Here is a 15,009-nt window from a genome sequence, read left to right as displayed (position 1 = left end):
CCCGTATTGCCCCCACCCGTATTGCCCCCGCCACCGTTGACACCGGACACCCGCGAGACCAGCCACGTGCCGTTCTCCTTGACCATATCCAAGTCGAGCAGGAAGGCATTGCTGCCGCCCGCGGGCTGCAGTGCACTGGTGCCGGTGAGGGTGGCTGCGACGACGGTGCTCGCTGTGGAGGACGTGAACGACTCCACCATCACAGCGGTAACCTCCACTTTCACGTTCGCTAGCTGCGCTTCGGCGACCCACTTGACCATCTGCTCGGACTCGGCCTTCAGGCGATCGCTCGCCTCACCGGTGGTGCGCGGCACAATCTTGTCCTGGATCTGCTGGGCGGTCGTATTCGGGGCCATCATCGCCTCGAAGTAGTCCTGCACGAACGCCTGCGAGACGGTCTTGGACTCGCTGAAAGCGGCCAGCGTTCGCGACTGCGCCCAGGTCTTCCAGCCAAGGACCGCGACCGCGACCAGGACACCGACGACGACGAGCGCGGCCAGCACCCGCCAGAGCGACCGGGCAGTCACCGTGAACTCACGGCCCCCCGCCCGATCCTCGGTGGCGGTGGCCCTGCGCGCAGCCTTCACCGCAACCCCGGAATCGGCTGCCAGCGCGCCCTTCTTCTCCGCCACCGTCGCCGGGACCGTGGCAGTCACGTCGGGGTCAGTTTCGGGGTCAGGCGTTTCGGGGTCAGGCGTTTCGGGGTCAGGCGTTTCGGGGTCGTGCGGGAGCGAGTCTGAACTCATCTGTCCTTCAAAGGTTTGCGAATTACTTCTTCAGTGGCACCGTACGCGAATTCGGGTCAAAGCCCGGCGGCGGGTTGGCGGTGTCATCACCCTCGGGGCGCGGCGCGTTGATCGACCCGCGACGCTGCTGGTTCGGATCGTCGGTAACGCAGTACAAGTTCACCGGAACGCTGGACTCCAGGATCTGCGTCGGACGCGTCGGGGTCACCTGATAGTTGCAGTACGGACGCGCGTACAACGAGGCCATGGCCCACCAGGCGCCGTCATGGAACATCTTCGCCCCCTGCGCGCTGCCGTCGCGGATCGATGGCATCAGCACAGCCAGCGTCGGCGCGCGAAGCGCACCCTGCTGGGCAATGTCGATGAACTGGCCCATCACATCGGTGATCGGGTCGGTAATGGTATCCAGCGAACCGGTCAGGCTGGTCAGACGCGTGCCACCAGTGCCGAACAGCGTGCGCAGTTCCGCGTCCGCGGCCACCGCCCCGTTGATCAGTTCGGCACCGCCGTTCACCAAACGACCGAAGTCAGGCTGAATGTCGGCCGTCGTCTTCAGGATGGTGCCCGTGTTCTGAATCAACGCCGTAGTTTGCGGCATCACCCGGTACAGCTGCGCGAAGATCACCCCGCCAGAATTGAAGATCGACCGCAATTGGTTGGGCTGGTCGTCGTTCAGGGCAACCGACAGTTCACCGAGGGCCGACGACATCTTCTCGGTATCAATCTGCGAGATCAGGTCGAGACTCGACTCCAACAGCGTCGAGAAAGGCACCGTGACCTTGGTCTGTCCACTATCGATCTGGTCGCCGTCCTTCAGGAACGGACCGTCGTTGGTGTCCGGAATGATATCGACGTACTGCTCACCGGCCGCCGACAGGCCCAGTGCTGCAAACTGTGCGTTGCGATTGATCTGGTACTTCGAGTTCAACCGCACGGTGACGTCCACCGTCTTCGGCGTCACCTGAATGTGCTGGACATCGCCGATCTCGACGCCACGCAAGGCCACCTTCGACGTATTCTGCAGGCCACCAGAAATCGGGAACTTGATCAGCACCTCGTATCGGCTCTGCCAGGGACGCAGGTTCAGCGAGACGAACGCGAGGAACGACAGCGCCACCGCCATCACCGCGAACAGCCCCAGACAGCCAAGGAGGATCGAATGTTTACGCAGGAAGGCCATCATCGCGGTGCCCCGTTCGTCCCCTGGAGCCGGGCCAGGATGATTGCCAAGGTCTGCTGGAGCGTCGCCATGCCATTATCGAGGTCGGTCAGCTCGGGGAAGCGGGAGGCCGAGTCGAAGCCGACGCCCGGGGTCAGCCAGTACAGTTTGGCCGCCACGGTAGCCGCGCTGCCCGGGGTGGATCCCTTCCACTTCGGGTTGAGTTCGAAGACCCGCTGCATCAACGGCCCCAACTGCGGCGCCGTCTTATTCAGCGCATTCGTCACCGTGGCCAGGTGCGTGAACAGCGAGATCAGGTCGCCCTGACGCTGGTTCAAGAAGTCTGTCGTCGCCGCGGTGACTTCGTTGGACTTGCCCAGCGTTTCCAGGATGAGACCCAGATCGTTGTTGATCGAATTGATCGCCGGGGGAAGCTTGTTGACGCTGGCCGCAATCTGCTCCCGTCCCGCCGCTAACTGCGCGGTCAACACCTGGGTGTTCGCCATCGCCCTGTCCACTTCGGCCGAGTTCTGGTTGAACCGAGAGATCGCCGTCGTGAAGCCGTTGATTGCGCCCTGCAGATCGACAAACTGCCCCTCGGCGCCGATCGCAATGGACAACTCGTCGAAGATCCGTTGCAGTGAGGCCACCGAACCGGAGTCCACCTGCGCAGTCATCGAGATCAGCAAATCCTCCACCGTCGCCGCCGCCGACGTCGGTCCAGTCAACTGCATACCGGGCTGCATATAGCCCGAGGTGGCGTTCTTCGGCTCCTGAAGCGCCACAAAGACGTCGCCGAGTGGTGTCGCCTGCCGCAGTTCAGCACCGGAACCTACCGGAACCTTCGCCGAGGTGGAGATACGCATCTGAACGATCGCCTTATAGTTCTTGGCCATGATTCCGACGACCTCGCCTACGTCGCTGCCGTTGAGGCGAACCTTCGCCTGGCTCGGGAGGTTGAGCGCGTTGTCGAACTCCGCGGACAACTCGTAAGTGTCTCCGAGACCGCCCGGTGAGGGCAGCGGGATCTGCTCGACGGTGATGCCCGGCAACGCTCCGCAGGCGGTGAGACTCACCGCGGTCACCAGCGCGACTGCCGCCGTCGCCGCCTTTTTGATCGTCATCATTTCTTGCTCAGCTCCAGCAGGGTCGAGAAGACACCGAGGTCTGGCCCGAAATCGGTGAGCTGGCCGGTGCGGCAGCCGTTCTTCTGCAGGTTGATCGCCTCGCAGAACCGGCTGAGCATTTCATTGTCCAGCAACGACTTGTCCAGCAGCACTTGGGCACGCCATGCGCCCTGTTCGGCCGAGACCGAATTGGCCAGGTTCTGGAACAGCAACGGACCCATGTCAATGGTGTCGACCAGTTGTCGTGAGTAATCAGACAGGTTGGCCGCCAGCGAAGCCAGATTCGTCATCGACGACGACACCGTGCCAGCGTTGCCTTCCAGGAAGGCCGCGGTATTCTCCAGAGTCTGGTTGACGTTAGCGAGGGTGGCCTGCAGGCCGACGCTTTCGTCTCCGAGTAGCTCGGAAACCTGGGTCACAGAGTTCGAGAAAGCCAGCATTTTCGGATAATTGGCCACGAGCGCATCGGTGAGGATTCCGGCGTTCTTAATCACTTCACCGATCCCGTCGGCGTTCACCGCACCGGTCTTACCGGCCTTCTCCAGCGCGGTCAGCGCTTCGCGCAGTCGTTCGCCGTTACCGTCGGCGATGCCCGCGGTGATGTCCACCAGGTCGGCGATCGGCCGATCCCCGCCCTCGGTGCCCTTGAGGTTGGCCACGAGGTCGTTGATCGACTCGAACAGCGTGCCGATCTCCACCGGCGAGGCCGTGTGGGCCAAGGTTCCACCGTGCGGCAGCGTATCGCCTTTGGTGTACACCGGGGTTAGCTCGATGTGCCGGGTGGTGACAATGGATGTGTTGACGATCGCCGCAGTCGCGTCGGCCGGAATCGTGATGTTGCTGTCGACAGCAAGTTCGACGCGGACCCGTGTCCCCTCCGGGTGGAGCGCGGTGATGCGTCCCACCGGCATACCCAGCACCGCAACGTCATTACCCTCGTACAGGCCAGCGGCACTGTCGAAGTAAGCGGTGTACGTGGTCATGTTGCCGACTGCGGTGCGCCAGCTGGTCGGGACCAGGGAACACCCACTCAGTCCGAGCGCACCGACCGCGGTCAGTGCGGTGGCGGCGAGCACGCGGCGCCACCGTCTATTTCCGGTCAGCATCCGTCCACCACCCGTGCCTTGCAGAGCCAGTTGTCCGGAAAAAGACCCCACGGCAAGTAGTCGTTCGCGTAGGGACCGTCGCCGGTCAGATTCGATATCGCTCGCGCCGTCACCGGCAGAACATCCAGCAGGGCACGCAAGTTGTCACGATTTTTTTCCAGCCCCTGACTGATCGTGTTCAGGTTCAGCATGATCGGCGCGAACTGATTCTCGTTGTTGGCCGCCAGCGTTTGCGCCTGCGTCATCAGGCTGGCCAGACCGTCGAGCATCCGGGTCACCAGCGCCTCGCGGGCGACGATCTTGCCGGCCAGCTGGGCGCCCTGCCCGACGATGATCGACAGCTGCTGCTGACTACCGGTTACCTGGTTGGTCACCTCGCGGGAGTCGGTGATCAGCTGGTTGATCTGATCGCCGCGGTTATTGATGACCGCCGACATCTGAGTCAGCGCGTCCAGTGCCTGCCCGGCGACCTCCGGAACACCGGTCAACTGCTTGTTCAGTCCGTTGAGGCTGGCAGCCAACTGCGCATCGTCGACCTCGGCGAGAATCGGGACGCCGGCCTCCAACGTCTTCTGCAAGTCGTAGGGCACTTCCGTCTTCGGGATCACCCCGTTGACGGCCGGACCATCACCGTCACCCGGAGACACCTCCACGAAACGCTGACCGAGGAGCGTCGACATCTTGATGATCGCGACGCCGGTGTTAGTCACCTTCACATCGTTGTCGACGCGCATGGTGACCGTGACCCGGTCGCCGGTGAGCTCAGTCTTGGTGACCTCGCCCTTGTCGATGCCAGCGACGCGAACTTTGTCGCCGGGGCGCACGCCTCCGGCGTTGGTGAACTGCCCGGTGTAATTGGTCTTACCAATACCCAAACTGCTGAAGCCGACCACGGCAATCAGCACCGCAATGATCGTGACCGAACCGATCAAGCCGTACCAGAGGTAGCGGCGATCGCCCCAAGACTGACGCAGAGCCTTCTTCATTACTGACACACCACCGAATGCTGTTTGCCGCCGATCATTCCGAGCAGGCCCGGCGGAAGGAATACATTACCGAACGAAATATCCAGTTCACAGGTGTAGATGTTCAGGTACGCACCCTGGCTCATCACCATCGGGAAATGTGCCAGAAAGTCCGGCAGCACTTCGGCCGCCTGGTCCAGTGTGCTGCCGATACCGATCAGCCGGGTGGTCGCGCTCTGCGCCGAACTACTGGCCGCCTTGAGCGACTGCTGGCTCTGCGCAAGGACCGTGCCAAATCCGGCGGCGGTGCGGCCGATCAGGTCCACGGACTTACCGAAAGCTGCCGAATTGCTGTTCAACCCTTCGACGAGTTTCGCCGTGTTGTCCAAGAGCACCGACACTTGATCGCCCTGGGCGGCGAGCTCCCGCATGACCACCGACAAGTTGTTGATGATGCCACCGAGCACCTCGTCGCGGTCGGCCATATCCGAGGCAACCTGCCCCACCTGCGTGATCGTGTTGCTCAGCGAGATCGCATCACCTTCCTGGAAGGTGTTGATCAGGCTCATCGTCAGGCTGTTGACCTGCTCGGCGGTCATCGTCTCAAATACCGGCTGGAAGCCGCCAAGCAGGCGGGTCACATCGAATGAATTGACGCCCGGAAGCGGGAGCGCGCTCCCCTTCCCCAATGGTGCCTGCTCCTGGCCGGAATCGAGCGTCAACGCGAGGTACCGCTGACCGATCAGGTTCTGGTACCGAATGGCGGCTTCGGTGTTGGTGTACATGTTCTGCGCGGTGAGGACGTCGAACCCGACCTCAGCCTTGTTCTCCACCAGCGTGATCGACTCGACGCGACCCACCCGCACACCGGCCATGCGGACGTCGTCGCCGACCGCCAGACCCGAGGCATCCCCGAATGTCACCCGATAGTCACCGGTCTTACCATCAAGAGTCCGTTCCAAGGTCGACCAGATCAAATAGGTCATGAACAAGGCGACCACTGCGAAAGCCAGAAAGCCGATGAGCGGCTTACGCAGGCTTGCTGACGGCTGGCTCATCAGTTCCCTCCCGGCGATGTGGTAGCGGCCGACGGTTTGGCCGCCGAAGGTTTGGCCGCCGAAGGTTTAGCCGCCGAAGGTTTAGCCGCTGAGGGTTTGGCGGGCTGCGCTGCCGAGACCAGCGGGCCGAGCATGAGTAGCTCGGCCGCGGTGGGCTCACGACCCAGGGCCGCGCGCAGCGTCGCGATGTCTTGTGCAGTGGGCACTTGGGCGCTCACGGTGCGCCGTGGCATGGTGTCGGCCGGATAGATGCGCAGCGGACCTGACATGGTGGGGCCGGTGCCGGTGCCCGGGCCGACACAGCCGGGACCGCGTAGCTGCCCGTAGGGCCCGCCGTCGTACACCGGGCAGTTCTGCCGGGTGTACATCTCGAACGGCGAAAAGCTGATGCCGAGGTTCAGTTGCACCTTGCCATTGGTGCCGGTGAATACGCCGAGCACCCGGCCGGCGAGCACGTACAACTCGTGTATCGCCTGCGGCAGGGAGTCGGGTTCGTACACGACGGCCCCGAGCATGGTGTTCAGATCGCCGACCAGATCAATTCCGCCGGACCCGTTCTTGGCGAACATCGTCTGGGTCTGGTCCAGCAGGCCCTGACCGGAAGAAAGCAGCGCCGTCAGGTTCGCCTGGTTCTCCGCGATTGTCATCGCCGGGACGACACTCTTACCGAGGGTGTCAAGCAGTTGCGGCATCGATTTCGACATACCGGTGACGGCGGCGTTGAAATTCGCGAAACCCGAGGGCGCGCCCGCGGGGAACTGTGCGTTGATGTTCTTGAAGTAACTGTCGAGCACCGGCAGGAAGGTGCTGAACGCGGCGCCGCCACCTTGGAGTGCGTCAGCAATAGTGCCGAGCACCATGCCGAGATCCTCGGGCGGGACCGCGCTGAGCAGTTCCCGCAGCTCGTTCTGGGCGTCTTGCAGTCGGATGGTGTCGGCGTCGGTAGCCGCCGGGATCACGTCGCCGCTCGCCAGTCCCGGGCCCGCCAGTGCGGATTCTTCGGTCGGCCGGATCAGCTCCACTGAGTTGACACCGAACAGGTTCGCCGGGACTGTGCGGGCCGACGTGGCCGCCGGAATGCCGGCGGCTTGAGCGGAGTCCAGGTTGATATTGACGTTCTTCACCGGGCCAGCGCTGCCATTGCCCTTCCGCTGGACATTGACCACCGAACCCACAATGAAGCCGTTGTAACGGACATCGGCACCCGGAATCAGACCGTCACCCACATCAGTCAGTTCGGCGACGACGCCCGTGTAGCTGTCGAACTTGCCCTGATACCGCATGATCAGGAGCGCAAAAACCACGGCGGCGACCGCCAGCAGTGCCACACCGCGCCAGAAGTACGCGATCGCCGACGGATCTCGGCCGCCGGTATCAACTCGAACCATTCTCAGTTACCCCGAAATCTTGATTCCCGATGTGGTGCCCCAGACCACCAGCGTCATGATCAGGCTGGCAAAAACGATCACGATGATCGTCAACCGGATGGCGTGTCCTGCGGCGACACCGACGCCTTCAGGACCACCCGAGGCGAAGTAGCCGTAGTAACACTGGATGAAGGTCGCCAATAGTACGAAGACGACGACCTTCACGAAGGACCAGAACATGTCCGAACTCAGCATGAACTGCTGGAAGTAGTGCAGGTAGGTGCCCGCGCCCTGACCGCTCTGGAGCTGGAACATCACCTGTGCGGCGATGTAGTTCGCGGACAACGCCACCGCGTACAACGGCACGATGGACAGAACCGCGGCCGCCATGCGGGTGGTGACCAGGTACGGCAGCGGGCGGATGGCGATGGCCTCGAGAGCGTCGATCTCCTCACTGATCCGCATCGATCCGAGCTGCGCGGTGAAACGACAGCCGGACTGTGCGGCGAACGCGGTGGCGGCCAGCAGGGGCGCAATCTCACGCGTGGTAGCGAAAGCCGACAATGCGCCGGTCACCGGCGACATGCCGAGCAGGTTCAGCGCAGTGTATCCCTCGATACCGACGGTGGCGCCACCCATGATGCCGAGGATCACCATGACGCCGACCGTGCCGCCGCCAACGACGATGGAGCCGTTGCCCCACGCCACGTCGGCCAGCAGTCGCCAGACTTCCTTCCGATAGTGCCGGAAAGTGATGGGCGCCAGCCCGATCGATTTCAGCAGGAAGGTGATGAGGTGGCCCATCCCGACGATCGCATCGCGTGGGCCAGTCCACAGCTTCCCCAACCAGCCGAGCGGCCGGAGGAGGGGTGCGGTATACCGGGAGGCAGTCACCTCACACCACCTTCGCCGGGACGACGAGCGCGAACACCTGGGTCAGCACGACATTGACGGTGAACAGCAGGATCACCGAGTTGACCACCGCAGCATTCACCGAGTTGGCGACGCCAGCGGGACCGCCGCTGGTGTTCAACCCACGGTCGCAGGAAACGATCGCCACGATGGCACCGAATATCACCGCTTTGACGAGGGCGAATATCAGGTCTGGTGTGCCCGCGAACGAGGCGAATGTTCCCGTATAGCTGCCCGCGGTACCACCCTGCATATAGACGTTGAACACGTAGCCGGTGATGAAGCCGACGAAGCAGACGAAGCCGCAGAGCAGGAAACTGACGACCATGGTGGCCAGCAGTCGCGGCGAGATCAGCCGTTCGACCGGGTTGACGCCCATCACCTTCATGGCGTCGATCTCGTCGCGGATGGTGCGCGATCCAAGGTCGGCGGCGATGGCCGAGCCGATCGCACCGGCCATGATGAGCGCGGTGACCAGCGGGGCGCCCTGCCGGATGACGCCCAGGCCGGTAGCCGCACCCGCGAACGAGGTGGCACCGATCTGCCCGGCGATGTTGGAGACCTGGATCGAGACGATTACCCCGATCGGGATGGCCACCAGGAGTGTCGGGAAAACCGACGTGGACGTCATGAACGCACACTGACGAACAAACTCGGCAAACGGGAACCGCCCCTTGGCGATGTCAGTGATGAGAACTTTGAAGACCTCAACGAACATCGCCAACTGCCGACCGAAGGTGTCAAAAGACTTTGTGATGTGCTCTGCCCACCACTTGCCGATCCCGGAATCTGTCCAGCGTGCTGGCTTACGAACCGGCGCCACGGCGACGTCGACTGCGTCGGTGCTCACTCCCCCGCCTTCACTCGTCGTCTACTCATCGCGCTCTGGGGGCCGATCGATCGTGACCCATGAGTAGGAATGGTACGTCACAGCGTCGGAAGCATGTGGCAGGCCTCACGATTTGCTGAGAATGGCCTTTAACTGGACCGTGATCCGCTTCATCGATTTCGAGGCCCTCCCCCTTGTTCAGGCCGCTAACCTGCCGCGTTAGCGAAAAAGGGCGAAGCGGGCGAGGTGCCACTGGTGCGGGACTGTTGCTCGCATGAGTGAACAATAGTGCGCCCCGCAGGCGAGGACGATAGGCAAGCAGCACCGAATCGGGGACCTGCGCAGCCGGACAGAGCGGGTCACGTGAGGTACTCGTACGCGGCGGTGCCGGGTTCGAGGAGCTCGACGTCCAGTCGGGAGTGCGCCATCCGGTCCATGAGGGCAGTGAAAGTAGCGCGGTCGCCGAGTTCGACGCCGACCAGCGCGGCACCGGTTTCCCGGTCGTTGCGCTTGACGTACTCGAAGAGAGTGATGTCGTCGTCCGGGCCGAGGACCTCGTCGAGGAAGCGGCGCAGCGCACCGGGCTCCTGCGGAAAGTTCACCAGGAAGTAGTGCTTGAGTCCACGGTGTACCAGTGACCGCTCGATGATCTCGCCGTAGCGGGAGACGTCGTTGTTGCCGCCGGAGACCAGCGCGACCACGGTCGCACCGGCAGGCAGTGTCAACTCGGCCAGCGCGGTCGCCGCCAACGCACCTGCGGGCTCGGCGATGATGCCTTCGTTCTGGTACAACTCCAGCATCGTCGAGCAGATCGCCCCCTCGTCGACATGCGTGATGGTGACGCTGCCCGGAACCAGATCGATCTGCTCTTTGCCGATCACCGGCACCTGCGGGACTCCGGCGATCTCGGCGAACACCGGATGGTCGACAACGCGCGCACCCGCGGCGGCCAAGACCCGGTGCCCCAGTCCGCCGATCCGTTTGACGGCGGCCCCATCCACGAAGTGGTCGATCTGCGGCAAGGTGTACGGCTCCCCCGCTACCAGCGCCGCTCCAAGCGACACCGCACCGGCCGGTTCGACGCCGACGATCGCGGTGCTCGGGTGCACGGCCCGCAGGTAAGTGACGATCCCAGCCAGGCAGCCGCCACCGCCGACCGGCAGTACGACGATGTCGGGCGCACAACCGAGCTGATCGAGAATCTCCAGTCCGATGGTGCCCTGTCCGGAGGCGGTGCGCGGATCGTCGAAGGCATGAATCCAGGTGGCCCCGGTGCGGAGCACATCGGTTTGGGCCGCCGCGGCCGCGGCATCGTAGGTGTCACCGACAGCGAGCAGCTCGATGAACTCTTTTCCGTGCCAGGAGATGCGGTCGCGCTTCTGCTTCGGCGTCGTAGTCGGCACGTAGATGCGGCCCGGCACGCCCATTGCACGGCAGGCATAGGCGACGCCCTGCGCGTGATTGCCGGCGCTCGCGGCCACGACTCCAGCGGCCAGCTCGTCGTCGGTCAGTTGCGCCATCACGTTGTAGGCGCCGCGGATCTTGTAGGACCGCACCGATTGCTGGTCTTCGCGCTTGAGGTACACCGAGGCGCCGGTGGACTCGGAGAGCCGCGGGCACGGATCGAGCGGCGTCGTCACGACGACGCCGGTCAACCGTTCGGCCGCACTGGTAATGGTGGCCAGATCGAGGCCAGGAACGACGGTGTGGTCAGCGGCGGGCGTGGTGGTCACACGCTCTATCGTCCCACCGCGGGTGCAGCGCTGCGCGCTCACCCCACCAGACGAGGAGCACCGTGGCCGCACCGACCCATACGGCTACCGCTCCGGTGCCGCCCAGCGCCAGGACCAGGACGACCGCCGCCAGTCCAGCCAGGAGCGCATGCACCTTGTATACGGGCCACGCCACGCCGAAGACGTCTACGGATGCCTGCGCCCGCGACCGGCGGCAGACATCGGCACCGAAGACATCGTTCAGGGTGGTCATGACCTTGATCATACATGACCCGCGATAGATTCTTCGGGTGGCCGAATTCTGATATTCAGTGAACCGATTCAGCGCACTTCGCCTCGGAGATCACGTCAGACAGCTGGGCCCGAGCAGCGCCTTCAGATCGCCCATCAGTGCCGACGACGGGGTCACCCGCAGCGCATCGGTGAGCAGCAGGCGCGTCTGATTGCGTTCGCTCACCAGAGTCACATGCACATCCGAGGTACCCGGATGCCGGGTCAGCACCTGTTTAAGGGACGCGACTTTGGCTGGCGTGCAGGCACGCGCCTGCAACGTCAGGTTCAGCGGCCTGGTGGTCCCCACCGCGGCAAGGTCGGGGACGGCGAGGTCGTTGGCGCTGATCATCACCGAATCATCGCGCTTGTTGACGCGAGCGCGCACCAACACGATGTTGTCGACCGTCAGATCCATTCCGAAAGCCACATAGGCTCGCGGGAAGAAGTAGACCTCCACCCCGCCGACCATGTCTTCGAGGGTGACCGCGGCCCACGGCTCACCCTTCTTATTCACCCGGCGGGTGACCGAGGAGATGATGCCGCCCAGCGTGATCTGCGCGCCGTCGCCCACCTGCTCTTCCAACAACTGTGTGATCGAGGTATCGGTCTGCGCGGCCAGCGCGTGCTCCACCCCGGCCAGCGGGTGACCGGAGACATACAGGCCCAGCATGTCGCGCTCGAGGGCCAGCTTATGTTTGGAGTCCCACTCCTCGGCGGGCACCTTGACCGCAAACACCTCGCCGATCGATTCGTCCGCGCCGCCCATGTCACCAAAAAGGTCGAACTGCCCCCTCGCCTCGGCCTTCTTAGTACCGACCACCGAGTCGACGGCGTCGGCGTGCACCAGGAACAGCCCTTTGCGCGGATGGTCCAGCGAATCGAAGGCACCGGCCTTGACCAACGATTCGGTGACCTTCTTATTGCAGGCGGTCACGTCGATCTTGGCCAGATAGTCCGAGAACGTCGTGAACGCGCCCTTAGCTTCCCGGGACGCAATGATCGACGCCACCACTCCGCTGCCGACATTGCGGATGGCCGCCAGCCCGAAACGGATGTCCTGGCCCACAGCGGCGAAGTCCGCGCGCGAAGCGTTGACGTCCGGCGGCAGCACCGTGATGCCCATCTTGCGGCAGTCCGCGAGGTAGATCGCCGACTTGTCCTTATCGTCGCCGACAGAAGTGAGCAGACCGGCCATATACTCAGCCGGATAGTTGGCCTTGAGATACGCCGTCCAGAAAGAGACGAGGCCGTACCCGGCTGCGTGCGACTTATTGAATGCGTAGCCGGCGAACGGGAGCACCGTGTCCCACAGGGCAGTGATGGCTGCCTGGGAGAAGCCATTCTTGATCATTCCCTCGGCGAAGCCGCCGTAGGCTTCGTCGAGGATCTCCTTCTTCTTCTTACCCATGGCACGACGCAGCAGGTCCGCTTCGCCGAGGCTGTACCCGGCCACCTTCCGGGCGATCGCCATGATCTGCTCCTGGTAGACGATCAGGCCGTAGGTCTCGGCGAGAATATCCCGCAGCGGCTCCTCCAGCTCCGGGTGGATCGGCTTGATCTCCTCCAGCCCGTTCTTCCGGCGCGCGTACGAATGGTGCGCACCGACATCCATCGGACCCGGGCGGTACAGCGCCAGCACGGCGACGATGTCTTCGAAACCGGTCGGCTGCATCATCTTGAGCAGTTCACGCATGCCCGCACCGTCGAGCTGGAACACACCCAGCGTGTCACCGCGTGCCAACAGCTCGTAGGTCGGCTCATCCTCGAGTGGCAGTTTGTCGAGGTTAATGTCCTCGCCACGGTTGGCTTTGATGTTGTCGATCGCATCGCCGATGACCGTCAGGTTGCGCAGCCCCAGAAAGTCCATCTTCAGCAGGCCGATGGCCTCGCATGACGGATAATCCCACCCGGTGATGATCGCGCCGTCCTGCGCACGCTTCCACACTGGAATCGCATCGGTCAGCGGATCACAGGACATGATCACCGCGCAGGCATGCACGCCGGCGTTGCGGATCAGGCCTTCCAACCCGAGCGCCGTCTGGTAGATCTGCTTGACTTCGGGATCGGTCTCGATCAGCGTCCGAACCTCGGCCGCCTCGGCGTAGCGCTCATTCGCCGGATCGGTGATACCGGCGACGGTGATGTCCTTCGCCGCGACCGGCGGCGGCAACGCCTTGGCGATACGGTCGGCGATCGCATAGCCGGGCTGACCGAACTGGACGCGCGCGGAGTCTTTGATCGCGGCTTTGGTCTTAATGGTGCCGAAGGTGATCACCTGGGCGACCTTGTCGCTGCCCCACTTCTCGCTCGCGTAGCGGACCATCTCACCGCGGCGGCGATCGTCGAAGTCGATATCGATATCGGGCATCGAGACGCGCTCGGGGTTGAGGAATCGCTCGAACAGCAGCCCGTGCGGGATCGGATCGATATTGGTGATGCCCAGCGCCCAGGCCACCAACGAACCCGCGGCGCTACCGCGGCCCGGACCGACGCGGATACCGACGTCCAGCGCGTGCGCGATCAGGTCACCGACCACCAGAAAGTAGGCCGGGAAGCCCATCTGATTGATCACCTGAAGTTCGTACGCGGCGCGTTCGGCGTAGGCGGCAGGCACCGGCCCGCCCTCGAACCGGCGCGTGAGCCCCTCGGCAACTTCCCGTTCGAGCCACGTCTCCTGGGTATACCCGTCGGGCACCGGGAAAATCGGCATGCGATCGCGGTGGGTGAAGACGTCCGCGTACGACCCGATGCGCTCACCGATCTCGACGGTGTTGTCGCACGCGCCGGGCACCACGTCGTCCCACAGCGCGCGCATCTCGTCGGCCGACTTGAGGTAGTAGCCGTCGCCGTCGAATTTGAAGCGCGTCGGATCCGACAGCGTTTTACCTGTCTGCACGCAGAGCAGCGCCTCATGCGCGGCGGCGTGATCGCGGGTGACGTAGTGGCAGTCGTTGGTGACCAGGGGCTTGATGCCGAGTTTGCGGCCGATGTCGAGCAGCCCATCACGCACCCGCTGCTCGATCTCCAGCCCGTGCTCCATCAACTCCAGGTAGAAGTTGTCTTTGCCGAAGATGTCCTGCCATTTGGCGGCGGCTTCCAGCGCCTCAGTCTCCTGACCGAGTCGCAGCCGGGTCTGCACCTCCCCCGACGGGCAGCCGGTCGTGGCGATAATGCCCTGAGCATGCGCGGCGATGATCTCGGCGTCCATACGCGACCACTTGCCCAGCTGACCCTCGATCGACGCGAGCGAGGATAACCGGAACAGATTCCGCAGACCCGTCGCATCCTCGGCCACCATCGTCATGTGGGTGTACGCACCCGAACCGGAGACGTCGTCACCCTTCTGGTCTCGACTGCCCCACAGCACCCGCTTGGTGTTGAACCGCGATTCCGGCGCGATGTACGCCTCGATTCCGATAATCGGCGTGATGTCGTGCTTGATCGCGGTGTTATAGAACTCGCTCGCCCCGAACATATTGCCGTGGTCGGTCATCCCGATCGCGGTCATCCCCAGCCGCTTGGCTTCGGCGAACAGCGGCGACACCTTGGCCGCACCGTCGAGCATCGAATACTCCGTGTGATTGTGCAGGTGAACGAACGATCCAGACACTGCGAACTCCCTCACCAGATACCACGGATGTCTTCTCCCGCCGCGGCAGGGAGAAGGAACGACTCCACTGTAGGCCGACCCCCCGACAGTCCCCAGTCGGCTCGCCCGGGTGTGACCGATGAGG

General features: G+C 63.6%; 12 protein-coding genes. All 12 read right to left on the bottom strand.

Translation table 11 applies throughout. The features are described 5' to 3' along the window. A partial coding sequence (locus WAW85_RS01600; RefSeq protein WP_422557912.1) for a hypothetical protein occupies window positions 1–656 on the bottom strand: 656 nt, incomplete at its 3' end. Window positions 657–768: 112 nt separating this feature from the next. Continuing rightward, a complete protein-coding gene (locus WAW85_RS01595) occupies window positions 769–1,929 on the bottom strand; it encodes an MlaD family protein (RefSeq protein WP_422557911.1) in 1,161 nt (386 codons plus the stop codon). Then, window positions 1,926–3,032, bottom strand: a complete 1,107-nt coding sequence (locus WAW85_RS01590) for an MlaD family protein (protein ID WP_422557910.1) — start codon at window positions 3,030–3,032, stop codon at window positions 1,926–1,928. Before WAW85_RS01590 ends, WAW85_RS01595 begins: the two co-directional genes overlap by 4 nt. Then, window positions 3,029–4,138 carry an MCE family protein gene (locus WAW85_RS01585; protein ID WP_422557909.1) on the bottom strand — a complete coding sequence of 370 codons (1,110 nt, stop codon included), beginning with the start codon at window positions 4,136–4,138 and terminating at the stop codon, window positions 3,029–3,031. The genes WAW85_RS01590 and WAW85_RS01585 overlap by 4 nt, the downstream gene beginning before the upstream one ends. Then, complete coding sequence (locus WAW85_RS01580) at window positions 4,132–5,124, bottom strand: MCE family protein (RefSeq protein ID WP_422557908.1); 993 nt, start codon at window positions 5,122–5,124, stop codon at window positions 4,132–4,134. Before WAW85_RS01580 ends, WAW85_RS01585 begins: the two co-directional genes overlap by 7 nt. Next, the gene (locus WAW85_RS01575; RefSeq protein ID WP_422557907.1) at window positions 5,124–6,161 is read right to left on the bottom strand and encodes an MCE family protein; all 1,038 of its coding nucleotides are present in this window, start codon (window positions 6,159–6,161) and stop codon (window positions 5,124–5,126) included. The genes WAW85_RS01580 and WAW85_RS01575 overlap by 1 nt, the downstream gene beginning before the upstream one ends. Continuing rightward, entirely contained in the window at window positions 6,161–7,549 is a 1,389-nt protein-coding gene (locus WAW85_RS01570; protein WP_422557906.1) for an MCE family protein, read from the bottom strand. Before WAW85_RS01570 ends, WAW85_RS01575 begins: the two co-directional genes overlap by 1 nt. A gap of 6 nt (window positions 7,550–7,555) precedes the next feature. Further along, window positions 7,556–8,422, bottom strand: coding sequence for an ABC transporter permease (locus WAW85_RS01565; protein WP_422557905.1), 867 nt, complete (start codon window positions 8,420–8,422; stop codon window positions 7,556–7,558). A gap of 1 nt (window position 8,423) precedes the next feature. After that, the gene (locus tag WAW85_RS01560; RefSeq protein ID WP_422557914.1) at window positions 8,424–9,221 is read right to left on the bottom strand and encodes an MlaE family ABC transporter permease; all 798 of its coding nucleotides are present in this window, start codon (window positions 9,219–9,221) and stop codon (window positions 8,424–8,426) included. 407 nt (window positions 9,222–9,628) lie between these two features. After that, the gene (gene ilvA, locus WAW85_RS01555; RefSeq protein ID WP_422557913.1) at window positions 9,629–11,011 is read right to left on the bottom strand and encodes a threonine ammonia-lyase IlvA; all 1,383 of its coding nucleotides are present in this window, start codon (window positions 11,009–11,011) and stop codon (window positions 9,629–9,631) included. Then, window positions 10,980–11,255 (bottom strand): hypothetical protein, encoded by a 276-nt coding sequence (locus tag WAW85_RS01550; RefSeq protein WP_422557904.1) that lies wholly within the window; start codon window positions 11,253–11,255, stop codon window positions 10,980–10,982. Before WAW85_RS01550 ends, ilvA begins: the two co-directional genes overlap by 32 nt. Before the next feature lie 90 nt (window positions 11,256–11,345). Then, a complete protein-coding gene (dnaE, locus tag WAW85_RS01545) occupies window positions 11,346–14,885 on the bottom strand; it encodes a DNA polymerase III subunit alpha (protein WP_422557903.1) in 3,540 nt (1,179 codons plus the stop codon). Window positions 14,886–15,009: the final 124 nt, after the last annotated feature.

It is taken from the genome of Gordonia sp. (in: high G+C Gram-positive bacteria) (genome assembly GCF_049299075.1).
Classification (GTDB): Bacteria; Actinomycetota; Actinomycetes; order Mycobacteriales; family Mycobacteriaceae; genus Gordonia.
The sequence above is the reverse complement of the archived record's forward strand: the minus strand, read 5'-3'. Positions and strand labels throughout refer to the sequence as shown.

Excerpts from the sequence above, each read along its gene's own strand:
- WAW85_RS01595 (WP_422557911.1), bottom strand. The coding sequence starts at position 1,929 with ATGATGGCCTTCCTGCGTAAACATTCGATCCTCCTTGGCTGTCTGGGG.
- WAW85_RS01590 (WP_422557910.1), bottom strand. The coding sequence starts at position 3,032 with ATGATGACGATCAAAAAGGCGGCGACGGCGGCAGTCGCGCTGGTGACC.
- WAW85_RS01585 (WP_422557909.1), bottom strand. The coding sequence starts at position 4,138 with ATGCTGACCGGAAATAGACGGTGGCGCCGCGTGCTCGCCGCCACCGCA.
- WAW85_RS01580 (WP_422557908.1), bottom strand. The coding sequence starts at position 5,124 with ATGAAGAAGGCTCTGCGTCAGTCTTGGGGCGATCGCCGCTACCTCTGG.
- WAW85_RS01575 (WP_422557907.1), bottom strand. The coding sequence starts at position 6,161 with ATGAGCCAGCCGTCAGCAAGCCTGCGTAAGCCGCTCATCGGCTTTCTG.
- WAW85_RS01570 (WP_422557906.1), bottom strand. The coding sequence starts at position 7,549 with ATGGTTCGAGTTGATACCGGCGGCCGAGATCCGTCGGCGATCGCGTAC.
- WAW85_RS01550 (WP_422557904.1), bottom strand. The coding sequence starts at position 11,255 with ATGACCACCCTGAACGATGTCTTCGGTGCCGATGTCTGCCGCCGGTCG.